Annotated in this window: 13 protein-coding genes and 1 pseudogene; 7 read left to right on the top strand and 7 right to left on the bottom strand. The window is 72.1% G+C overall.

Features of this window, described 5'->3' with window-relative positions; all coding sequences use genetic code 11:
• Positions 1–60: 60 nt before the first annotated feature.
• The 5 genes and pseudogenes from ACFYWI_RS30035 to ACFYWI_RS30015 form a co-directional block, all read right to left on the bottom strand.
• On the bottom strand, positions 61–438 hold the full coding sequence (locus ACFYWI_RS30035; RefSeq protein ID WP_389238511.1) for a hypothetical protein: 378 nt from the start codon (positions 436–438) through the stop codon (positions 61–63).
• A complete protein-coding gene (locus ACFYWI_RS30030; protein ID WP_389238566.1) occupies positions 435–1,028 on the bottom strand; it encodes a TetR/AcrR family transcriptional regulator in 594 nt (197 codons plus the stop codon). The genes ACFYWI_RS30035 and ACFYWI_RS30030 overlap by 4 nt, the downstream gene beginning before the upstream one ends.
• A gap of 579 nt (positions 1,029–1,607) precedes the next feature.
• On the bottom strand, positions 1,608–2,987 hold the full coding sequence (locus tag ACFYWI_RS30025; RefSeq protein WP_389238509.1) for a PP2C family protein-serine/threonine phosphatase: 1,380 nt from the start codon (positions 2,985–2,987) through the stop codon (positions 1,608–1,610).
• Positions 2,988–3,313: 326 nt separating this feature from the next.
• Positions 3,314–3,514 (bottom strand): annotated as a pseudogene (locus ACFYWI_RS30020) (response regulator transcription factor); the annotation flags it as partial.
• A gap of 147 nt (positions 3,515–3,661) precedes the next feature.
• Positions 3,662–3,850, bottom strand: a complete 189-nt coding sequence (locus ACFYWI_RS30015) for a DUF4236 domain-containing protein (RefSeq protein ID WP_389238507.1) — start codon at positions 3,848–3,850, stop codon at positions 3,662–3,664.
• A gap of 435 nt (positions 3,851–4,285) precedes the next feature.
• Between ACFYWI_RS30015 and ACFYWI_RS30010 the strand changes: the two genes are divergently transcribed.
• Entirely contained in the window at positions 4,286–5,731 is a 1,446-nt protein-coding gene (locus ACFYWI_RS30010; RefSeq protein ID WP_389238505.1) for a glyceraldehyde-3-phosphate dehydrogenase, read from the top strand.
• Between the two features lie 194 nt (positions 5,732–5,925).
• On the opposite strand, the gene ACFYWI_RS30005 is transcribed toward ACFYWI_RS30010, so the two are convergent.
• The gene (locus ACFYWI_RS30005; RefSeq protein WP_389238503.1) at positions 5,926–7,758 is read right to left on the bottom strand and encodes a VanW family protein; all 1,833 of its coding nucleotides are present in this window, start codon (positions 7,756–7,758) and stop codon (positions 5,926–5,928) included.
• Between the two features lie 708 nt (positions 7,759–8,466).
• Positions 8,467–8,925: a GNAT family N-acetyltransferase gene (locus ACFYWI_RS30000; RefSeq protein WP_389238501.1), complete on the bottom strand. Its 459-nt coding sequence runs from the start codon at positions 8,923–8,925 to the stop codon at positions 8,467–8,469.
• Between the two features lie 404 nt (positions 8,926–9,329).
• Here ACFYWI_RS30000 and ACFYWI_RS29995 point away from each other — a divergent pair, with 404 nt between their 5' ends.
• The 6 genes from ACFYWI_RS29995 (at position 9,330) to ACFYWI_RS29970 (ending at position 22,848) form a co-directional block, all read left to right on the top strand.
• Complete coding sequence (locus tag ACFYWI_RS29995; RefSeq protein ID WP_389238499.1) at positions 9,330–10,193, top strand: DUF4132 domain-containing protein; 864 nt, start codon at positions 9,330–9,332, stop codon at positions 10,191–10,193.
• Positions 10,190–15,121, top strand: coding sequence for a hypothetical protein (locus ACFYWI_RS29990; protein WP_389238497.1), 4,932 nt, complete (start codon positions 10,190–10,192; stop codon positions 15,119–15,121). The genes ACFYWI_RS29995 and ACFYWI_RS29990 overlap by 4 nt, the downstream gene beginning before the upstream one ends.
• Positions 15,118–16,287, top strand: a complete 1,170-nt coding sequence (locus ACFYWI_RS29985; RefSeq protein WP_389238495.1) for an AAA family ATPase — start codon at positions 15,118–15,120, stop codon at positions 16,285–16,287. The genes ACFYWI_RS29990 and ACFYWI_RS29985 overlap by 4 nt, the downstream gene beginning before the upstream one ends.
• Positions 16,284–19,961 carry a DUF5682 family protein gene (locus ACFYWI_RS29980; RefSeq protein ID WP_389238564.1) on the top strand — a complete coding sequence of 1,226 codons (3,678 nt, stop codon included), beginning with the start codon at positions 16,284–16,286 and terminating at the stop codon, positions 19,959–19,961. Before ACFYWI_RS29985 ends, ACFYWI_RS29980 begins: the two co-directional genes overlap by 4 nt.
• A complete protein-coding gene (locus ACFYWI_RS29975) occupies positions 19,958–21,766 on the top strand; it encodes a hypothetical protein (RefSeq protein WP_389238493.1) in 1,809 nt (602 codons plus the stop codon). The genes ACFYWI_RS29980 and ACFYWI_RS29975 overlap by 4 nt, the downstream gene beginning before the upstream one ends.
• A 107-nt stretch (positions 21,767–21,873) precedes the next feature.
• The gene (locus tag ACFYWI_RS29970; RefSeq protein WP_389238491.1) at positions 21,874–22,848 is read left to right on the top strand and encodes an aldo/keto reductase; all 975 of its coding nucleotides are present in this window, start codon (positions 21,874–21,876) and stop codon (positions 22,846–22,848) included.
• Positions 22,849–23,217: the final 369 nt, after the last annotated feature.

Raw genomic sequence — 23,217 nt, 5'->3', positions numbered from 1 at the left:
GCCCGCTTCCGGCATGACGGGGGTGGAGCCCTCTCACCAAGTCATCCAGTTGCTCGGTGTTCACACCGTGCCGACCGCCGCGAGCCCCGCCACCGGCAGGAGCAGTATCCACTGCGGCAACCGCAGCAGCGGCTTGGACCAGTCGGCCGCCAGTGACACCATCAGGAACACGGCCGAGTAGACGGCAAAGTGGACGGCGAGCAGCCAGGCGATGGCGTCGCTGCCTGGATGGTCGGACAGGGACAGCCAGATCAGCACAGCGGCGGCCAGGAACAGGTCGGCTGTCACCATGTGCCAGACAGCGTGCAGGACGCGGCGTGGCTCGTCGGGGACATTGCCGGCCAGCAGGGGCCGGACGACGTCGCGTCCGCCCGCGATGAGATGGATCGCGGCGACCACGGCAGCGGTAATGCCGGCGGTCAGGAACCAGCCGTTCATCGTGCCTCGATTCCTTGGCCGACGATGGCAGCCAGTTGAGTGGCGAGCTGCGGCCCCGCAGGTTCGCCGACGAGCCCGACATGGAAGAACACCGCCCCGGCCAGCGTGTCCAGGACGAGGTCGACGGGGACGCCGGGGTCGGCTTCTCCTCGCTGGACGGCTCGCGCGAACAGCTCGACCAACCCGGCCTTGGCCGGGGCCAGAAAGCGCGACCGAATACGGCTCTGCAGGTCCGGGTCGGCGGCGAAGTCGGCCAGCAGACCTGGCAGGGCGGCAGCGGCGGCCGAGGCGGTGAACTCCTGGATCAGGGCGTCCAGTAGCGACGTCAGGTCTCCGGTCAGGCTGCCGGTGTCCGGCACTGGCGCCGCCTCGGCCCGGGTGAACACCGCCTCGTACACCAACTCGGCCTTGCCGGACCACCGGCGGTAGATGGTGTCCTTGCCGACGCCGGCCAGAGCGGCCACGGCACCGATGGAAGTGGCCGCGTAGCCGACTTCGGCCAGCAACTCGGCCGTGGCGGTCAGGATCGCCTGATGAGCACGACTGTCTCGGGGACGCCCACGAGGGGCATGGGGAAGCGTCACAATCATAACCATACGGGTCGTCCCGTATGGATAGGAAGGCGGTGGGCCGTCCACGTCGGCTCACCGCCCCAGCAGCTCGGACACTCACGGGGCAGCGGGAAGGGCCCAGCCTGCTCAGTGCCCGCTGCGACGGCCATCCCGGCATGCGGGGGCCGTGGTTACGTTCGCTCGGGTGAGCCACAGGCCGGGGCGGTGTTTTCGAGGAGGCCGAGCAGCATCTCGCGGCAGGCTGCGGTACCGCTGCTCCCGGACCGGCGGACCCGGACCGCCTCGGTACGGACCGCCCCAGGGACACGGGGATCGGCCGACGTCCAGCTCTGGTGAGCCCGCCGCCACCCGTACCGGCGCGCCCCCCTTCGGGTTGCCGCGGTGAGCGCAAGGAAGAGCTACTCCGAGCCGTGGTCGGACAGCTCACGCCCTCAGGAGCGCGCAAGCACCTGAGCGGCATCTGCCGCGGCGTGGCCCCAGGACGGTGCACCTGCCGGGAAAGCCGGGGCGGACAAGACGCCGGCTGCCCCGAAGGCGAAGCGAGCACTGCAACGACTACGGGCCCCTCGTCGGAGCCGTGCGAGGGGCGCCGGGTCTTCAGCTCCGGGGCTTCGGCGGCGCCGCTGTGTCCGTTCTGACGTCCTTGGTGGGGGTACGCAGGGCGAGGAGGGCCATGTCGTCGTGACCGTCGCTCGGGTGCTGGTCGGCCAGGGTGCGGACGAGGTCGTCAAGGGGCAGGGCGGCGTGTGCTCCGGTCAGGTCGGCGAGGGCGGCCAGCCGGTCGTCGATGGGATGGTCCGGGTGCTCGATGAGGCCGTCGGTGAAGAACAGCACAGTGGCGCCGACGGGCAGCGGATGAGTGTGGTCGGGGCGGGGGGCGGCTGGGTCGACACCGAGCGGGATACCGGGTTCGGCGTACAGGAACTCGGGATGGCGGCCGGGTGAGAGCAGGAGGGGCGGCAGGTGGCCGGCGGTGCTCCAGCGGAGTGTCCAGCCTTCGGCTGCGGGTTCGATGCGAGCGAGGCAGACGGTGGTCACCGGCAGGTCGGTGATGGCGTGCACGGTGTTGTCGAGCTGGGCCAGCACTTCGCTCGGCGGTGTCCTGCGGTCGTAGAGCAGGGCGCGGAGCATGTTGCGGACCTGGGCCATGGCGGCAGCTGCATGAAGGTCGTGCCCCACCACGTCGCCGATCACGGCGGCGCAGGCACCGTCGGGCAGAACGACGGCGTCGTACCAGTCGCCGCCGACACTCGCCGGCTGGGCAGCGGGCCGGTAGACCGCGGCACCGGTGAACGGGGTCAGGTCCGGCAGGGCCGGCAGCAGCAGCCGCTGGAACTGCTCGGCACTGTCGCGCACGTGCCCGAACAGGCGGGCGTTGTCGATCGCGATCCCGGCCGCGACGGCGAGGGCACGCACGATTTCCTCGTCGGCCTGGTCGAACGGCTTCCCATCGTGCCGCTCGGACAAGTACAAGTCGCCGTAGATCTCGCCGCGGACGCTGATCGCCAGCCCCAGCAGGGTCCGCATCGGCGGGTGGCCGGCCGGGAAGCCGACCGAGGCAGGGTGGGAGGGAATGTCGTTCACGCGCAGCGGCTCGGGATGGTGGATCAGCTGTCCCAGTACGCCGCGTCCGAGCGGGAAGTCACTTCCGGCAAGTGCGGCGCGTTCCTCGTCCGACAATCCGGCGGTGATGAATTGCTCCAGATGATCACCGGACTCGTGCAGCACGCCCAGTGCGCCGTAACGGGCACCCACCAGGTCCATGGCGGTGGTGATGATGCGGTGCAGGACCGTGGGCAGGTCCAGCTCGCTTCCGATGACCACCACCGCGTCCAGCAGCCCCTGCAGCCGGTCCTTCGACCTGGCCAGGGCACGCAGATGTGCTGCGGTGGCCTCCGGAAGCTGGTCGTCCAGGGTAAGCCGCAGGTGCGTAAGCCGTTCGCTTCCCGGTTTTGCCGGTTCTTTCTCCGCCGCCACGGCATCACCCCACTCATCAAGGTCAACGGTACGTAAAGCACGGGCACCCGGACGCGATCACACGCACAGCCCGTCAGCCTTGCTGTGCTGCCGGCGTCCACAAAGCAGTGACAGAAAGTGATATTTCGTGCGGCCAGTGCCATCGAGCCATCGAGCCATCGAGCCATCGAGCCATCGAGCCATCGTCGAAGGGTTCCATGTGCCGGCCGCAGTGCCGGACTCCTCGGCGGTGTACCTCCAAGACCCGGACCGACGGGCGGCACCTTGCATGCGTGCTCGCAGGAGCATCTCTCTGCGTGGCCGGGTCACGTCGCGCGGATGGCGCGGCAGGCCGGCTCCGGCATACGGGATCGGACCTCGCGGCAGACGCTGACGCCGTCCCCGTCCGGAAGCCGTACGTCCAGCACCGCGACGTCCGGGCATAGCGCCGGCACGCGGGCAAGCGCTTGCTCGACGGTTCCGGCCTCACCGATCACATGGAGGTCGGGTTCATCGTTGAGCAGGTCGTGCACGCCGCGCCGTACCACCTCATGGTCGTCGCCGGCCGGCTTCCGGCCCGGCGGGGCACACGGCGCACATCACCCCACCTCACGCCCGCCGAGCCGAACTCGTCGTCTCGACGTCGCCGGGACGGCCTACCGGTGGTACTTCCTGGTGCTCCGGGTCCGCTCCCGTCACTTGCGGGTTTCCGTCTTGCGGTAGCCGAACGGGCCGGGCAGGTTGTGGGAGGTGGTGGTCCGGCCGTTCGTCGACCAGGTGCGGCTTCCGGCCTTCGAACTGACGGTGACCGAGATCGACTTACGGTTCAGGTTGAGACGCACACCAGGAAAGATGCGGAAGGACTTGCGGAACGTGATCGGCATGAAGGCTCCTCCTCTGGGATTCTGACTTCCTCCTGCCCCGATATCGCGGTTAGTTGCCCCCTGAGCTCACCAGATCGTCACCTCGGTGATCGGGCAGGGATCGGTCGTCAGTGCTCAACGCCCCACCCGTGGACCCACGGTGTCCCGGTCGGCGCGGACGTCGCCGATCTGCTCAGGGGGATCCGCGCCGCTGCCCGCCCCGGCGAGAACTGGGTCATCCGGCGACTTCGGCGCCGGCGATGGCCGATGCACTGCTCGGCAGCGGCAGCGGCAGCGGCAGCGGCAACGCCGCTCGGCTGGACCGCGGCCTGCGCTCGGCCGCCGCCCGGCTGTGGGCCGCCGAGCCCGGGCACTTGCCGCTCAAGTGGTACCGCTTGAATGATCAAAGTGGCGGGGGGTTAGCATATGAGCACCGCCTAGCTCGAAAGATAAACTGTGACTGTCAACGACGACTCGTTCACCAACTGGAAGAACCGCGAAGAGATCGCGGAGTCGATGATCCCCATCATCGGGAAGATGCACCGGGAGCGGGACGTCACGGTCCTGCTTCACAGCCGCTCCTTGGTGAACAAGTCGGTGGTCAGCATCCTCAAGACCCACCGATTCGCCCGGCAGATCGCCGGTGAGGAACTCTCGGTCACCGAGACGCTGCCGTTCCTGCAGGCTCTCACCAGGCTCGATCTCGGCCCCTCCCAGATCGACATCGGCATGCTCGCCGCGACGTACAAGGCCGACGACCGCGGTCTCTCCGTGGAGGAGTTCACCGCCGAGGCCGTCTCCGGCGCCACGGGCGCCAACAAGACCGAGCGCCGTGAGCCGCGCGACGTCGTTCTCTACGGGTTCGGCCGCATCGGCCGCCTTGTCGCCCGCCTGCTCATCGAGAAGGCCGGCTCCGGCAACGGCCTGCGGCTGCGCGCCATCGTCGTCCGCCAGGGCGGCGACCAGGACATCGTCAAGCGCGCCTCGTTGCTGCGCCGCGACTCCATCCACGGCCAGTTCCAGGGCACGATCACCGTCGACGAGGCGAACAGCACGATCCTCGCGAACGGCAACGAGATCAAGGTGATCTACGCCGGCGACCCGTCGGAGGTCGACTACACGGCGTACGGCATCAAGGACGCCATCCTCATCGACAACACCGGTAAGTGGCGCGACCGCGAGGGCCTGTCGAAGCATCTCCGCCCCGGCATCGACAAGGTCGTCCTGACCGCGCCGGGCAAGGGCGACGTCCCCAACATCGTCCACGGCGTCAATCACGACATGATCAAGCCGGACGAGCAGATCCTGTCCTGCGCGTCCTGCACCACCAACGCGATCGTCCCGCCGCTGAAGGCGATGGCCGACGAGTACGGCGTCCTGCGCGGTCACGTGGAGACCGTCCACTCGTTCACCAACGACCAGAACCTGCTGGACAACTACCACAGCTCCGACCGCCGCGGCCGCTCGGCGCCGCTCAACATGGTCATCACCGAGACCGGTGCGGCCTCCGCCGTCGCCAAGGCGCTGCCCGACCTCAAGGCGCCGATCACCGGCAGCTCGATCCGCGTCCCGGTGCCGGACGTGTCGATCGCGATCCTCAGCCTGCGCCTCGGGCGCGAGGCCACCCGCGAGGAGGTCCTCGACTACCTCCGCAACGTGTCGCTGAACTCTCCGCTCAAGCGCCAGATCGACTTCATCACCGCTCCCGACGCGGTCTCGAGCGACTTCATCGGCTCGCGCCACGCCTCGATCGTCGACGCCGGCGCCACCAAGGTCGACGGCGACAACGCGATCCTCTACCTCTGGTACGACAACGAGTTCGGCTACTCCTGCCAGGTCATCCGCGTCGTCCAGCACGTATCCGGGGTGGAGTACCCGACCTACCCGGTTCCGTTGGTCTGACCCCGGCGTACTGCCTGATCCGGTGTCCCGTCGGTCGGGGCGGCAGTGGGGCGGCAACCGATCCCGATCGGCATCCGGTTGCTCTCCCACGGCCACCCGCCGTTCCGCTGCCGGCAGCGGAACGGACCGGCTGCCCCGGGCCACCGCCGGGCGTCCCGTGGGGGACGGCTCGGTGGCCACGCAGCGGGTACGAATCAACCGAGGCGGGCGCTGTCCTTGGCTTCCGTCGCGCGCAGTGTGTCCGGTCGGTCCGCTGCCGCTGCGAGGGCCGGTTCCTGCGGGGTGCACGTGACCTTGTCACGAGGCGTGTAGTGGGTCTTGAAGTCTTCCCGCCTGACTTCCCGGTTGTCCTGCACGAAAACGCGGTCGACGGCGACGTCGAACCCTTCGAGCGGGCTCTGGGCCTCGCACTTCGGGCCGCTGCCCGTGCGCGTGCCCGGCGGCTTGATGTTGGTGCGCGGCCCCTGGGTCGCACGTATCTCGTCGTACTTCTTCGTGCCGAGGAAGGTGATGGTCACCGAGGTGCCGGTGGATTCGGCCTGGATGTAGAGGGCGTGGCCTGAGTCGTTGGTCCAGCGCAGGTCGAGGGTGCCCCATGCGACCGTGGCCTCGCGGCCTTCGGGGTAGCGCTCGATGTAGAAGGAGTGGGCGCCGTACTCCACGGGCTTGACGCCGGCAAAGAACATGGCGTTGAACATGGTGGTGGCAACGGCAGAGACGCCGCCGCCGGGAGACTTCACGTACTGACCGTTGTTGATCATGATGCCGTCGACGAAGCCGTTCTCCTTCGTGCGCTCGCCGACCCTTCGGTTGAAGCTCCACTCCTGTCCCGGGAGGACCACCGAGCCGTTGATGAGCTCCACGGCGCGGCCGATGTTGGTGCTGCGGTAGGGCGCGGCCGGGAACGCGACGGTGAAGGAGGAGACCTTCTCCTTGATGCCGAGCCGCTGTGCCGATGCGCTCGTGAGCTGCGGCTGGACCGCAGCGGCGGCGATCTCGCCGGTGCGGGCCGCGCCCGAGCGGGTCAGCAGGGGTACGACGGCCTCGCCGAGTGCCTTGTCGGTGACCGGCCGCCCCACGCGACCCTCCTGCGCCACCACCACGCGGTCGTCGCCGCCGAGCCGGAGCACGGCGTCCCGAGGGCCCTGGGCGGCTTCCTGAACCGGGCGAGAGACAGCGGGGTCGGCGAGCAGGCCCTTGGAGTCGAGGACCGGCGCGAGGCGGTGGTGGCCGTCCGGCTTCATCGTCAGATGCCTGCCGAGCGCGGCGGGGCCGATGGATATGCGATTCCCGGCAAGGGTGAGCGTGACCGGGCCGGACATCGCGGGCTGGGCGAACCCTTTCATGGCCCGCTCGGTCTCGTGCGGGCCGATCCGCGGCTGCGTCCGCTTCACCGGCATCACAACGGGGCCGGTATCCGTCGTACGGGAGTAGGTGTCGCGGATGGCGTCCAGGGCCCGGTCGGGGATCACGGCAACGCCGGCCACGGGAGCGATGGCCCTCGCTTCGCCGTTCTCGAACGAGATCCCCCCGTCGCGGACCTGCTGCTCGGTGGCCTCACCGATGCGGTCGATCGCGGCCCGGCTCCTCTGCTCGTCCATGCGTATCACCGGCTCGACGTCACGGCCGTGCGAGGTGAAGAGCCTGCCGATCACGGTGATCGGATCGGATCCTGCGCTTGCGGCGCGGTCGGCGGTCGCGGAGGTGTCGAGGGACAGCCCGAGCACTCGGGGATCGGCCTTCTCGATGCGGTCACCGATCTTCATCGCAACCGGTGCCGCGAAGGTCGGGCCGAGCTTTCGGTCCAGGACCCGCTGTGCCTCCGCTCTGCTCATCCCGCCGATGTCGACAGAGTGCACCCGTGTGCCTCCGGCGATGTCGTCGCCGGCCACCAGCCCGGTGACGTAGAGGCACCCCAGCCCGAACACGACAGCCCCGCCCGCGATGGGCAAAGTGATCCGCCAGTTGCCCGTTCTGCTGGGTGCGCGTCCCAATGTCTCTCCCGTGGCGATCGGCCGGAATGGCATTTTCAGGCCGCGGAAACAGCCCGGTGTACGTGGATTCGCACGAAATAATGCACCAAAAGTAGGCTAAATGGCGTAAAGATGTAATCTTTGTCACGCCGGATGAGCTCCCCTGGACTGCAGCGCCTGGGGAATCTCACCCGCCCGGAGCGGCCGTATCCCCGGCGACTGCCGGGTCGGAGCACTGGTGGAGCCGCGCTGGAGACACCGCCTGCATCTCTGCGCCCCGCCTACCGGCGGTCCACCGAGGTCGAGCCATGCCGGGTGCCGATGGAGGCGCCTGGCTGCCGGGGGCTACTTGGTCAGGAAGCCTTCCGCAGTTTTCCCGGCCGTCGGCGACAGCGGCAGCGGCCGACAGCCCGGTGCGGTGATTCCCATGCGGCTGGGCGATATGCCGACGCGGCCACGACTCGCACGGTCCCCCGGATCCGCCGGGCAAGCCTTCCGCGCCGCGCCGCCGCGCCGCCACGGCGCTCGAGCGAGGGCCGCCGGCGTCGTTCCGACCCGGACGCCTCCCCTGTGCTGCATGCGAACGCAGCGTGCTCGGGCCGGCGGCTGTTCTCCCGCCTTCATGGCCGGGGGCAATCTGCGTCGCAGTTCAGGTCCTGGGTGTGATCCGACTCGGACCGGGCGGCGGTTCTTGCATTTCCACAACACCTGAGTGCCCTGTCCGGCCGACAGGTGGACCACGACGCCGCCGGGCCCCGTCAGTCAGCTGAGCGGGTACTCGTAGACGAGGAAGCCTTCGTGGCGGGCCACCCGGTCGTAGAGGGCACGCGCCGTGTCATTGCGTGCGTGCGTCTGCCAGTAGAGCTTCTCCGCCCCGGCCTCCCGGGCCACTGCGGCCGTCGCTTCGATCAGCGCCCTGCCCACTCCCGTGCCGCGGGCCGCTGGCGCGGTGAACAGGTCCTCCAGGTAGCAGTAGGAACCCTCAGCCCATGTCGACCGGTGCAGGACATGGTGGCAGATGCCGACCAGCACGCCGTCGGCCCACGCCCCCAGCGCGACCATCGGCTCCGCCGGGTCACCGAAGCGAGCCCACGTGAAATCGGTGACACCGGACGGGAGGGCATGGTCGTAGAAGTCCAAATACGCCTGCCACAACAGCTCCCAGGCCGCCCGGTCCCCAGACGTCAGGGGGCGGACGTCCAGTCCGGTGTTCGGTGGCACGGTTCCTCACAGTTCCTCGACAGCGGCTGCCCACAGGATGCCACGGCCGGCCGCGCCGTCTCCCCCAGGTCCCACCCCGGTCGCGCAGTCCCTTCGCTCTCCCGTGACGCACCACAGGGATCAGCACACCCGCAGTCGCCGCCGCGAGTTCCGCACGGGTCCGACCGAAGTCCACGGCGTGCATGCGAATCTGACGCCGGGAAGTCCGGACTTCGAGGAATACGCGACAGCCGCGCTGGACGATCCCCGTCGGCCAAGGGTGGTTGCGGCGACGTCGAGGGGCCCCGAGGGGGCGGGCGTACCGCATTGTCAGTGGCGGCCCCTACAGTTTCGAGCAGTTGATCAGCGAGCACTCAGCCGCTGGTCAGAACATTGTCATGGGCTTGCGCTGTGGGGAGTTCGGCATGGGGTGGATGCGGGCGGGCGACTACGAAGTCGCCCTGGACGACGGCGGAAAGCTCATCTGCCGCAACGGCGCGGGACGGCAGCTGAAGTCCGTACCGGCGAAGATCGCCGACGAGCCGGCGGTGATCGGACTGCGGCAGCTCACCGAATGGCTGGAACGCCACGAACGGGAGTGCCTGTCCACCGTGGAGCGCTGGATGATCCGCTCGCTCCCGGTGCCCGCCGCGGTCCTCGCCGAGGTGTGGCCCGACCCTGCCTGGCAGTCCGCGCTGCGCGACCTGGTGGTCACGGTGGAGGGCGCCAGCGGCGGCACCGTCGCCGGATATCTGCGGGACGCCGACGCCGAGCGCGGCATCGGACTGGTCGACCTCGACGGCGACACCGTCCGCATCCGGCCGGAACAGGTCCGCATCCCGCACCCCGTCCTCCTGGACGACCTCGACGAACTGCGCGAGTTCGCCGTCGAGCTCGGAGCACGGCAGCAGGTACAGCAGCTCTTCCGCGAGGTCTGGCGGCGCGAGACCTCCCGGGATCCCGGGACCACCGTCGTCGACGACTACGAGGGCGGCTCCTTCAAGCAACTGCGATTCCTCATCGGGCGCGCCACCTCGCTCGGCTACCGGGTCCGCGGAGGACACGCCGTGTGCCCCGTCCTGGAGGACGGCAGGACGGTCGAGGCCCGTATCTGGCTCGGCGACTACGACGGCTACGAGCAGACCGAGACCGGGCCGCTGGGCTGGACCACGGCCCACGGCCAGTCCCTGAAGCTCGGTCAGGTCGGGCCCGTCGCCTGGTCGGAGGGTATGCGCATGGCGGCCTCGCTCTATGCGGGCCGCGACATCGAGGAGGAGCAGGCGGCATGAGCGGCATCAACACCATCGATACGGCTGCCCTCCTGGAAGCGGGCGCGATCCTGCCGGCCGGAAGCCACGCCGGCCAGGACGCCGACACCCTGACCTGCCGCACATACGCCCATCCGGTGCTGCCCGGCCGCAAGGTCGTACGCCTGGTCTCCGGCACCCTCGGTGAGGCCGAGGACCTGGCCCTGGACTTCCTGGGCCTCGAACGGCAGAGCGTCACGGAAGACCTGGGCCAAGTGCGGCGCGAGACGCTCGGCTTTCCCGCCTGGGCTCTCGTCAACGATCCAGCCAATGGACACCACGCGCTCGCCCTCGTCAAGGACGTCGAGCGCCTCGGCCGCATGGCCAAGTCGCGGGCAGGCGCCGCCAAGGACGGCTTCGAGGCACTGGGCGTCCGGCTGGGCCGCTCCGTCCCGCACTTCCTGCCCACCTTCTACGAGCAGGCCGCCCGTATCTTCCTCCGACACGAGAACGTCAGCTACGCCTCCGTCTTCTTCGGCAAGGCGCGCGAGGCCGAGCGGGTGCACGGCCTCGCCGTCGACGAGACACGGCAACGCGCCGTCTTCCTGGAGTTCGCCTTCGCGGGGGCGCTGAGCGTCAAGGCGCTCAAGGACCACGTGCGGGACCTGGTGCAGCGCCTCGACCCCGCCGACGCCTGGGCGCAGTACCGGCAGCTGATCGTCGAGCGCTGCGCGGCCGGCATGCCGCCGTACGCCGCGCTGCCGCAGGACGCCCGCAGGCTGATCAAGGCGGCCGGGCTGCCCCGCGTCACCGAAGAGACCGGGCTTCTCGCCGAGCTGCTGCCCTCGCCCGCCGTCGTACGGTCCCCGGGCTCCTTCTGGAAAGCCTTCCGGCCCACGCTGCTCGCGCTCGCAGCACAGGACCGGGCCGTACGCGTCCGGCTGCTGGAGATCACGCCCGCCGGCGGCGACGCGTACCGCGACGAAGAGCCCTGGCTGGAGCTGCTCACCGACAGCGGCGCCGAGACCCTGCTCACCGACGCCGACACGGGTGCCGACATCGACGCCGCGGAATGGCTCTCGAAGTGGTCCGCGTACCTCAAGTCCGGCTGGGGCGGACCGCGTCGATCCCCCGCCACCTACGCACTGGTCGCACGGATGGCGCGGCGGCTGCGCGCCGACGGCCGACCTGTCGACGTCTTCCGGGGCGGCCGATGGCGCTGCACCGTGGACCTCGACCTCCTCGACGTGTGCCTCGCCAACGGCATCCCCGTCGCCGACCCGCCGGTGCGGGGACGCGCACCCGAATTCGACATCGACAGCTGGTTCGGCGGCCAGGACGCCGGACGGCGGGACCTCGCCGCCGTCGGCGCGGACAAACGGTTCACGCCGTTGCTGCGCGAGGCCGTCGGCGGCCGGGCCCACATGCGCGGCGTCGGCAACGGCCATCTGCACGCCATCGTGGGACAGCCCGTGCTGCGCGGCGCGCTGAGCGACTGGCTGGCAGAGCGTGCCGACGAGTTCACCGCCGCCGCGGGACTGCCCGGCGCACGCTCCGTCCTGGACCGGATCCGGCCGTTCCGCCAGGTCGCCGCCGAGGTCAACCCCGCCGCGGTCGCCCGGATCTCCGGGCACGACCTGGTAGGCGCGCTGGCACGCACCCTGCGCGCCGGAATCTTCGACGAACTCGGCTGGCCCGCCCTCGAAGAGGGCATGCGACTCCTCGGCGAGCCGGCCAAGAAGGGCCACAACTGGTTCGTCGTCGAGGAGGCATGGCCCGCTCTGATCATCGCCAGGAACCACAAGGCGGTCGTCGTCGGCCCCGAGGGCATCCTGCTCGACCACGACCTGCGCATCCCGGACCGGGTCAACTCCTGGCAGCAGCCCGGCTTCCGCTATGTCGACGGCCAGCTCCTCGTCCACTGGTGGCACGACGGCAAGAACCGCGCCTACTGGTCCGGCCGTCCCTCCGACATCTTCACCCTCAAGGCCGAACAGACCTGGCACAGCGGCTGGATCTCCCTCCCGCTGCCCGGCGGCGGCAGGGCCACCGGCGGTCGTACCCTGCACGCGGGCGACACTGCCCTGCCCAAGCAGTGGGCGATCCTCGGTGACGGCGTCGGCCACTGGCGGCTGCGGCAGACCAGCGCGGGCAGCGTCTGGCAGGAGTACGACCCCGCCACCGGCACGGTGGCCCGGACCTCGCTGCCCTCCGTCCTTGCGGCAGGCGTGCTCGAAGGCAGCCCGCTGCGCCTGGAGCACTGCGAGCTGATGCCCGTACAGCCCGGCCTCGAGGACTCCCCGCTCGGCACCGACGGCGCGGTGCTCGGCCGCTGGGTGCGCGCCGACGGGGACCGCCTCACCGCCGGAACACCCGACGGCACCATGGTCTCGGTGCCCGCCGAGGCGAGCTGCGGCTGCCGTCCCGTGCCGCTCGGGGCGCTCCGGCTGCCCGGTGGCGCCACGCCGGTCCTCGCGGCCGTCGGCAACCGGATCGCCCTGTACGCCGACGGGGCGAGCGGCGAGGCGGGTTCCCTCGGTCGCACCCAGTTCAACACCAAGGGCGAGGAGTACGCGGCGGGCACCCCGCTGGTGCCCCCGACTCCGTTCTGGCACGCCATGAAGGCCCGGGACGAGGAAGGATCCAAGGCGCTGCGGGCACTCACCGACGCCCGGGCCGCCGACATCGCCCAAGGACTCGCCGACGAGCTGGAACGCCACCGAACCGACAAGCGGGACGGGCCCGCCCGCGTGCGCGCCGAGAACGAGGCGACGACCCGCCTGCTGCCCGAGATCACCCACCCCGCGCTGCGCACCGGCGTCACCACCATCGTGCGCACCCTGCTCCAACTTCGCTCCGACGTCGCGAAGTTCACCAGCCCTGAGGATCCGCAGAGGGACACTGAACGCCGCCAGAGCGCCATGTTCGAGGACTACCGGCCGCCGCACGGCGACAGCGCCTCAATCGTCGGCGCGGTCCGCGCCGTCCTCGGTCACCGCGTCGAGGGGTACTGGGGCGGCACCGCGTGGATGGTCCTGCACCAGATCAAGGCCGCCAACCACGTCCTCTCCGGCAAGGCCGCCGAGGGGCGGCCCCTCCCGGGCACCCACGACCTGAACAGGCTCGACGGCGGCTGGACCACCGACCCCCGCACCGCCCCGGCGGGCAGCATGGACTGGACCCCGCTGCTCGAGCACATCGGCGCTCTCGCCTGGCGCGCCGCCGCCCCGGCCACCGGCGCGGACGAACGTGCATCACTGCTCCTCCTCCTCGACGCCCTCGCCGAAGGACCGCTCGTCGCACGGAAGGGCGCGCTGCGCCGCGTCGTTCTGCGCGAGCGGGGGCACAAGAAGCGGCGCGGCGGACAGGTGCTGCGACACGGTGGGCGGACCGTCGTCATCCTCGCCTGCGTCCGCGCCGACCAGGGCGAGGACACCGCGGACTGGCTGGCCCTCGACCACGACCCGGCCGGAGCCTTCGGAGCTGTCGCCCACTTCACCCTCGTCGACGACCGGCCCTTCGCGGACACGCTCCCGGCGGACCGTCTCACCGGCCTCACCCGCCTCGTCCGGGAACACGGCGCCGCGCACTGGCGGCCCGAGGCCCCCGCCGCGCTGGCCGAGGCGCCCGGCTGCGGCCCCGCCCAGGCGGCACTCCTCCTCGCCGGGGAGAGCGCCGCCAACCCCCACGCCCACACGCCCGCGCCGGCCGTCCTGGAAACCATCGGACTGACCGCACGTCAGGCGGCCACCGGCCGCGACCGGCTCGGCGGGCTCGACCTCGACGACCGCCTCGCCGTCCTCGCCGCGCTGCTGCCCGAGAAGCCGGCCGCCCTTTGGGAGAGCGGCCCGGACACAGGCGCGGCCGTCCGCGTCTGGACCGCCCGCTTCGGCACACTCGTACGCCTCCCCGAAAACCTGGACATCCCGGGCGTGCCCACTGGCACCGCCGGGGAACTGCTGAATCACCGGCACACCCCCTGGCTCAGCCGCACCACCGTGCAGCGCCTCGAAGCGAACGGACAGCTCACCGGCGAAGACCCCGCGGCCGTCCCCGGCGGCGAACGTCTGCGCGACTCCGTTGCCGCGCTCGCCGGGCTCGCCTACGCGCTGCCGTACGGAGATCCGCTGCGTGTCGCCCTGCCGGGCGCCCTCGCCGCCCTGCGGCAACGCCTCGCCGACCCCGGCCTGCTGCTCGGCCTGCACGACCAATGGGGCCCCAAAGGGATGCCGATCGCCACGGAAATCCGCAAGGCGTACGGCATGCCGGCCGCCGGCGGAGCAGACCAGGACGGAATCACCCGCGCCGGAGACGCCTTCGTGCTGCACCCGTGGTACGGCGACAACGAGTCGACCGTGCTCCGCCCCGCCGGACTCACCGGACCCGATGACCCGGCGCTGGGCCTCGTCGAGGGTCTCGTCGGGGTCCGGTCCGTGGCACCGCTGAGGGCGATACTCGGCGACGACCTCGAACGCGCCGTCCGCGCGGGCCTGGAGGACGGGGCCGCGCCCGGCTGCGCCCAGGACCCCGGGCGCTCCGTCCCGCACCTGGTCACCGAGGTCGCCGCTGCCCACGGGCTGAGCGAGGACGCCGCCGCGCTCTACCTCCAGTTGCTGGCCCTTCCCGACCCCACCGACCGCAACTGCGTCCGGTGGACCGGCTGGAAGCCCGCCCGCATGAAGAAGGCCCGTATCGAGCTCGCCGCGACCGACCTCGTGGTGGAGGCCAAGCGGACCCGCGCCGGACGCTCCGTCTTCCTGCCCGGCGGCTGGGAGGCCCTCAAGTCGCCCGCCCTGCCGCTCGAGACCTGGAAACGCGGCCTGTACGCCGTCCACGACCACGTCCGCACGGTGCCGACGCTGCCCGTGCCGGAACTCTTCGCCCGCGCCTGGCAGCGCGTACGCGAAGGGAACGCCCCCGCCTTCGAAGAACTGATCACCCGAGCCACCCGGAAGGGCCGCCGCCGATGACGACCACCACCACCGCCCCGCAGGCCGCCCGCCAGGTCGTCCCGCCCGAGGAGCTGTACGCCGAGGAGTTGGCCTTCCTCGCCGCGCACGACAGCGGCCTCCGCCCGCCCGGCTGGCGGCTCACCCCGCGGGCCGTCGTCACCTTCGTCATGGGCAGTGAGCAGCCGCTGTCCCTGCCCCACGGGGTCACGGCCCCCGAGGGCGTGCCCCGGCGGCTCGCCGTCCGCCGCAAGTTCGTCGGGGACCGGGCCCTCGTCGAACGCTGCGTCGTCACCCTGGCCGGAGAGCGCGGACTGCTCCTCGTCGGCGAGCCCGGCACCGCCAAGTCGATGCTCTCCGAACTGCTCGCCGCCGCCGTCTGCGGCACCAGCGCACTCACCGTGCAGGGCACCGCAGGCACCACGGAGGACCAGCTCAAGTACGGCTGGAACTACGCCCTGCTGCTCGCCCAGGGCCCCACCCCGCAGGCGCTGGTCCCCTCACCCGTGCTGACCGCGATGACGGCCGGGGCCGTCGCCCGCGTCGAAGAGGTCACCCGCTGTCTGCCCGAGGTGCAGGACGCGCTCGTCTCGCTGCTCTCCGAACGCCGTATCGCCGTACCCGAACTCGCGGGCACGGCGGATGCCCAGCTCCACGCGGCCCCCGGCTTCACCCTCATCGCCACCGCCAACCTCCGCGACAAGGGCGTCTCCGAGATGTCCGCCGCGCTCAAACGGCGCTTCAACTTCGAGACTGTCGGCCCCATCGGGGACCTCGACGCCGAGACCGAACTGGTGCGCAGCCAGTCCAGGGCCGCCCTGGAGAGGGCCGGCGCCGCGTACCAGGTGGACGACGCCGTCCTGGAAGCTCTGATCACGGCCTTCCGCGACCTGCGCCAGGGCCGCTCCGTCGAAGGCTGGGAGGTCGAGAAGCCGTCCACGGTCATGAGCACAGCTGAAGCCGTCTCCGTCGCCACCGCGCTGGGCCTGGCCGCGGCGTACTTCCCGGGCGACCGGGACGTACTCGGCCTGCTGCCCGGCCACTTGACCGGCGTCGTCCGCAAGGACGACCCGGCCGACGCCGCCCGCCTCCTCGGGTACTGGGACGGTGCGGTACGCCGCCGAGCCGAACAGGGCTCGGCCACCTGGCGCATGCTGTGGGAGCTGCGCCACACCCTGGAGGGCTGAGCGCCGTGCAGCGAACGCCAGAAGCCGAAGGAGCCAAGGGGGCCCTCGACGCCCTCACCCACCCCGGAGGGCCTTTCCTCATCGGCGTACGGCACCACGCACCGTCGCTCGCCGCGGCCGTCCCGCACCTCCTGGACGCCGCCCGGCCGGACGTACTGCTTGTGGAACTGCCCGCCGAACTGCAGGACTGGCTGCCATGGCTCGCCCACGAGAACACCGTCGCCCCGGTCGCGCTCGCCGCCGTCGTGGAGGCCGGCGCGGCGTCCGGAACGGACGGCGGAGCCGGACAGGGCCCGGCGTTCTACCCGTTCGCCGAGTTCTCGCCCGAACTCGCCGCCCTGCGCTGGGCCGCGCGCCGCGGCGTGCCTGCCGTCGCCTGCGATCTGCCGCTCGCCGACCCGGCCTGGCGCAGCCCCCGCGAGAACGCGAAAGACGGGATCGCCCCTGCCCGCCCCACCCTGCACGACACGCTGCGCACCCGCCTCACCGGACGCGACAACGAGGACCTCTGGGATCGCCTCGTGGAGGCTCCCGCCCCCGGATCCACCTCCGAGGCGATACGACGCGCGGCCCTCCTCACCGGCTGGGCCCTGCGCCACGACGCCGAACAGGGCCGGGGCGTGGACCCGCTCGACCTCGCCCGCGAACACTGGATGCGTACGCGTCTGCGCGCGGCCCTCGACGCCGGCCACCGCCCGGCCGCGGTGATCGGCGCCTTCCACGCCCCGGCCCTGGCCCTTCCACCCCACCATCTGTCCCCACCCGGGGACGGCGACGCCACACCGGCCTCTCTCCCACTCGAGGACGCCCCCGGCGCCGCCGTTCCGGCGCACCCCACGTGCACCGTCTCCCTCATCCCGTACACGTACGCGCTGCTCGACGAGCGTTCCGGTTACCCCGCCGGGATCCGGGACCCCGAGTGGCAGCAACTCGTCCTGGAAGCGGGCGGTGACGTCGTACGGCTCGAAGAGGCCGTCATACGGACCGCCGTGCGGATCTGTGCCGAGCTGCGGGCGCAGGACCACCCGTCGGGTCCCGCGGACGCGCGGGAGATCGCGCGGCACGCCACCGACCTCGCACGGCTGCGGGGCCTGCCCGCGCCGGGGCGGGGCGAATTCGTCGAGGCCGTGCAGAGTGTGCTGGCCCAAGGGGAGCCGCTGGGCCGTGGCCGGGCCGTGGCCCGCGCGATGGAGCGGGTGCTGGTGGGGCGGCGTACCGGCCGGCCCGCCGCCGGAACGCCGCGCAGCGGACTCGCACCCGCCGTCGAGACGGAACTTGCCGCGCTCGGCCTGCCGGGACCCGACTCGCCCGCCGCCGACCGCGAACTGCGGCTCGACCCGCTGCGCTCCGAACTCGACCGGAACCGCGAGATCCTGCTGCGCCGGCTCGCCGTCTGCGGCATCCCGTACGCCGAGGAGCAGGCCACATCCGGGCCCGCGGGCACCGGCACCCTCACCACACGCTGGCGGCTGCGGTGGACCCCGGCCACCGCAGCCCTGCTCACCGCGGCGGGACACCGCGGCGTCACCTCGGCGCAGGCCGCGGAAGGCACCCTGCGGGAACGGCGCCGCACAGCCCTCGCCGAGGGAGGTCCCACCGCCGCCCAGGCCGTCGAGGGCCTGGCTCTCGCCGCCGCGTGCGGCCTGCCCGCGCTCGCAGCCGACCGTCTCACCGAGACCGCCGTCGTCGTCCCCGCCGCCGGCACCCTGCCGGAGCTTTTGGCCGCACTGGCCCTCGTCGACCGGCTCGGCGCCGGTCATGTGCCCGGTCTGGCCGGCAGCGACCCGGCCTCCGACTGGCCGGACCGGCTCGCGGCGACGGCCGAGGCACTCACCACAGCCGCGGTACGGCAGGTCGACGGCCTCACCGGCTCCGAGGACCCCGCCGACGCGCGGGCCCTGCTCGAACTCGCCCACAGGGCCGACTCCTTCGGCGGCATCCGCCTCGCGGACGCCCTCGCCCGGCTGGCGGCCGAAGGCTCGCCGCTGATGCGGGGCGCGGCAGGAGCCGTACGGGTGCTCCTCGGCCACGAGGACCCGTCCGCCCTCGGCGCACGCGCCGCGTCCTGGCTCGACGCGGCCACCGCACCCGGCTCCCGCGCCGACCTCAAGGCCCGCCTCACCGGCCTGCTCACCGCCTCGGCGCCCCTGCTCGAAACCGCCCCCACCACTCTCACCCCGCTCCTCGAACGCATCACTTCGCTGCCCGACCGCGACTTCCTCGAACGGCTCCCTGCCCTGCGCGGCGGCTTCGACACCCTCAGCCCCGCCGCCCGCGACCGCCTCCTGGCCGTCGTGGAGGAACGCACCGGCACCCAGGTCACCGACCTCGCCGACCTGGCCCCCGCAACCCTGGCCGCTTGGACCCACGCAGACCTCACGGCCCGCGAAACACTGTCCGCGGAAGGTCTGCTTCCCATGCCCGCAACCCCGGCGGAGGTGTCCCGGCCCTCACTCGCCGGCGCTGAGGACGGAATCCCTGACCAGGTCGGCGAACCGGCCGGCCGGCGTGCACCCGCGCCCGCCGTCGTGGCCGGTGGGCAGCCCGGGACGAGGGACCGGGACCGGCTCACGGCGGGCGAGCGGTGGAGGCTCGTGCTCGGGCGACGATCCGAGCAGCTCGGCGGGCGGGCCGCGGCGCTCGCGACGGCGCTCGACGAGCTGTACGGGCAGGGACGCGGCGAAGGCTCCCGGGGAGACCTCACCGGGCCCGGCGGCCAACGGGGCGGACGGGAAGCCCCGTATCCGGGGGTGCGGGAGTGGTCCGAGGAGCTGGCCGCGCTCTTCGGACCCGGGATACGCGAGGAAGTGCTCGCCGCGGCGGCCGCTGCCGGGCGACAGGACGCCGCGTTCGCGCTCGACCCCGATTCCGTACGGCCGTCCGTCGACCTGCTGCGGACCGTGCTCCAGCACGCGGGAGGCCTCCCCGAGGCACGTCTGGCCGCACTGCGCCCCCTCGTACGGCGTCTCGTGGACGAGCTCACCCGGCAGCTCGCCACCCGGATGCGCCCCGCCCTCACCGGCGCCGTCCAGCAGCGCCCCACCAGTCAACCGGGCGGCGGACTCGACCTCGCCCGCACCCTCCGGGCCAATCTCGCCACCGCACGCCGCGCCCCGGACGGAACGGTCCAAGTCGTCCCCGAACGCCCGGTGTTCCGCAGCCGTGCCCGGCGCTCCGCGGACTGGCGGCTCGTCATCGTCACGGACGTGTCCGGTTCGATGGAGGCCGCCACCATCTGGTCCGCCCTCACCGCCTCCGTACTCGCCGGAGTCCCCGCGCTCTCCACTCACTTCCTGGCCTTCTCCACCGAGGTCCTGGACTTCACCGACCACGTGCACGACCCGCTCGGCATGCTCCTCGAAGTGCGGGTGGGCGGAGGTACGCACATCGCGGCCGCCCTCCGCCACGCCCGCACCCTCGTGACGGCGCCCTCGCGCACCCTGATCGTCGTGGTCAGCGACTTCGAGGAGGGCTACCCCTTGGGCGGACTCCTCGGCGAGGTACGGGAATTGGTCGGTTCCGGCTGCCATGTGCTGGGCTGCGCCGGACTCGACGACGCCGGGCGGCCCCGCTACTCCAAGGGTGTCGCGGGACAGCTCGTCGCCGCCGGTATGCCCGTCGCCGCCCTCAGTCCGCTCGAACTCGCCCGCTGGGTAGGGGAGAAGATCCGTTGACCGGCCCACTGCACCACCTGTCTCCCGTCCCGCCCGCCGTCACGGCGGAACTGGTCGATGCCCTGACACCACGCCTGCGCAAGCGCCTGGACGCGGCCGTGGCCAAACTCGCCACCCGTCCCGTGACCGTCGACGGCGACACGATCCGCATCGCCGTCGACGACGAGACCACCCTCGAACTCGACGCCCCGAACGGCACAGTGGCCTCGGCCGACGCCATACGCTGCGGGTGCCTGCTGGCACCCGACTGCGTGCACCGCGCCGCCGCGGCCTCGCTCGCCCCTGTGGCAGAGGCGGACACCGAGACCGCCGCCCCCGCACGGCCCCCTGAGCAACCGGAGCAGCACCCGGCGTCCGGCCCCAAGGCACCGGCGGCCGATCAGCTCGCCGCCGCCGAAGCCCTGTGGACGGCGGGGGCCACCGCCCTCGAAGCCGGAGCGGACGGCGCCGGAGCCGTCGCCCAGGCCGAACTGCTGCGGGCGGCGCACACCGCACGTCTGGCCGGGCTCCCGCGCCCCGCCTCCGCGGCGGTGCGCACGGTGACCTTGCTCCGCGCGGCACGCGACGCCCGGCCCGAGTACCGCCTCACCGACCTCACCGCCGCACTGCGCGAACTCCTCGCCACCGCCCACGCCCTGCGCCGTCCCGCGCCCCCGGCCCGCGTCGCCGAGCTGCGCGGCACTTCCCGCAGGACCTACGAAGACGGCGGCTCACTGCGCCTGTTCGGCCTGTGCACCGAACCCGTACTCACCGCCTCCGGCCACGCCGGAGCGGTGACCTGGGTAGCCGACGCCCAGGGCGGTCTCTACACCGTCCCCGACGTCGCCCCCGGCGGCCCTTCGCGCGCCATGGGGGCCGCCTCGCGCACGGTCAGGATCGGCGACACCGCCCTCACCCACCGCGAACTCGCCCGCGCGGGCCTCGTCGTCTCCGGCGCGACCCTCTCCGCCGACGGGCGGCTCGGTGCGGGCCAGGGCGTACGGGCCGTCCGGGCGAAGGGCGCCGGATGGGACGAGGACCCGCTCGCCGCCCTGTGGGCCGCCCCGCCCTTCCGGCAGGTGGCCCGGGCACTCCAAGGCGCGCGGAACCCGGGGGGCGGGCACGAGCTGCTCTTCCTCGACGTCACCCTGCGCGGCGCCGTCCACGAGGCCGGCGGCGACTGCCTCCTCGCCGACTGCGACGGGCGAGACGGGCCCCCGCTGCGCCTGCGGATCACGGCCGCCCACGACCATCCGGAACTCCCCTACCGCGACAATCTGCGGCTGCTCGCCTCCGTCGCGGGCCTGCGCATCCGCATCATCGGGCGGCTCGAACCCGCCGCCCACCCCCGCCTCCGGCTGCTGGCCGCGGAACTCCCGGGCGGCCGGTACGACATGGGGCTGGACCGCCTCCAGCGCTCGGACATCCCCGCGGCGGGCCCCGTCGCCGACACCGCTGCCCCGCGTCCGCTTCCGATCCCGCTCGCTCCCACGCCGGACAGCGCACCCCTTCACGTCCTGACGCGCCGCACGGGGCAGGCCGCCGCCGCGGGCCGTCGCGCCCTGGGGCTGGCGGGCGCCGAGAGTGCTCCGGACGCCGCACGGCTGCGCCGCGCCGGTCTCGCCACCGCCGCAGAGCTGCTGGACGAGCTCCTCCGCACCGCCGCCGAGCGGGGCCGGGACACCTTCGGCAGACTGCTGGCCACCGACACCGGGTCTTTCGCCAGGGCCTGGCTGGCCGCCGTCCTGTACACCGAGGAGGTGGCAGCCGAGCTGTGCCGCGCAGCATGGAGGGATACCGGTGAAACGCGCGAGTACGGTGGTTGAACCGGTACCCCCCGGTACCCCGACAACTCAGGAGCCGAGACGCCCAACCCCTGACCTCAACCCCCGATCCACAGCCGACGAGCACCCCAGAAGCCCAGGAGTGAGCGATGCCCTTCGCACGCCTAGCAGCCGCGACGACCCCCACCGCCCACCTCGGCCTCGGCCTCGCGGCTGTAGGCCGCCCCGGGTACATCAACCTCGGGAGGGACGCCGATCTGCCGGCCGAACGCAGTGTCGAGGCCCTGCGCCGGCGGACGCACGAACTGCTGGACGCCGCCTACGCCCAAGGCGTCCGCTACGTGGACGTGGCCCGCTCCTACGGCCGCTCCGAGGAGTTCCTCGCCGACTGGCTGGCCGGCCGACGCGACATCGACGACCTGGTTGTCGGCAGCAAATGGGGCTACCGGTACACGGCCGACTGGCGCACCGACGCCGACGTCCACGAGGTCAAGGACCACAGCGTCGGCACCTTCGAGGAGCAGCGCGCCGAGACGGCCGAGGTCCTGGGGGACCGGCTCGACCTGTACCAGATCCACTCCGTCACCCCCGACAGCCCTGCCCTCTCCGACAAGGAACTCCACACCAGGCTCGCCGAGTTCGCCGCCGCAAGCGGAGTGAGCGTCGGCTTCACCACCAGCGGTCCCGACCAGGCCGAAACGATCCGGGCCGCCCTCGCCGTCACGGTCGACGACAAACCGCTGTTCCGTACGGTGCAGAGCACCTACAACGTGCTCGAGCCCTCCGCCGGACCCGCGCTCGCCGAGGCCCACGACGCGGGCGTCTCCGTCATCGTCAAGGAGGCCATGGCCAACGGACGCCTTGCCTCGCCGCACGCCCCGGCCGCGCTGCGCGAGATCGCCGAACAGACCGGTCTGGGCTGTGACGCGGTCGCGCTGGCCGTGATCCTGCGCGAACCCTGGGCATCGATCGTCCTCTCGGGCGCCGTGACGGCCGTGCAACTGTCCTCGAACCTGCATGCGGCGGTCGTCGACCTCGATCACGAACAACTGGGCCGCCTCGCCGACATGGCGGAGAAACCGTCCGACTACTGGCGTGAGCGAGCCGCACTCCCCTGGACCTGAGCACCACACCCGCTGCGGCCGCCGGGAGGTTCAGGCGGTGCTCGGACTCCTGCCGGCTGTCGGCAGCCCAATCGGCCAGGGCGTCGAAGCCGCGCGGGTCGGCCCGATCGCCGGATGGTTCGTCATCAGCAGCACTTGCCCGAGGTGGCAGCCACGCTGCCACTGAGACCCAAACCGCCGACTACCCCCGCCAGAACAGCTCCCCAAACTCTCGCTCATGCCGGCCATCCCGGCGGCGGTACGGACAGTGGCGGTCGGCTGCGAGACGGCGTCTGGTTCAGCCGTGATCGCGAAAGCGGCTCCCGTCAGCAGTGGTTCACCGATAATGACGATCAGCCGTGTGGCGGAGCGGATGCACACGCCCATACG

It is taken from the genome of Streptomyces sp. NPDC002889 (genome assembly GCF_042888425.1).
Taxonomy (GTDB): Bacteria; Actinomycetota; Actinomycetes; order Streptomycetales; family Streptomycetaceae; genus Streptomyces.
The sequence above is the reverse complement of the archived record's forward strand: the minus strand, read 5'-3'. Positions and strand labels throughout refer to the sequence as shown.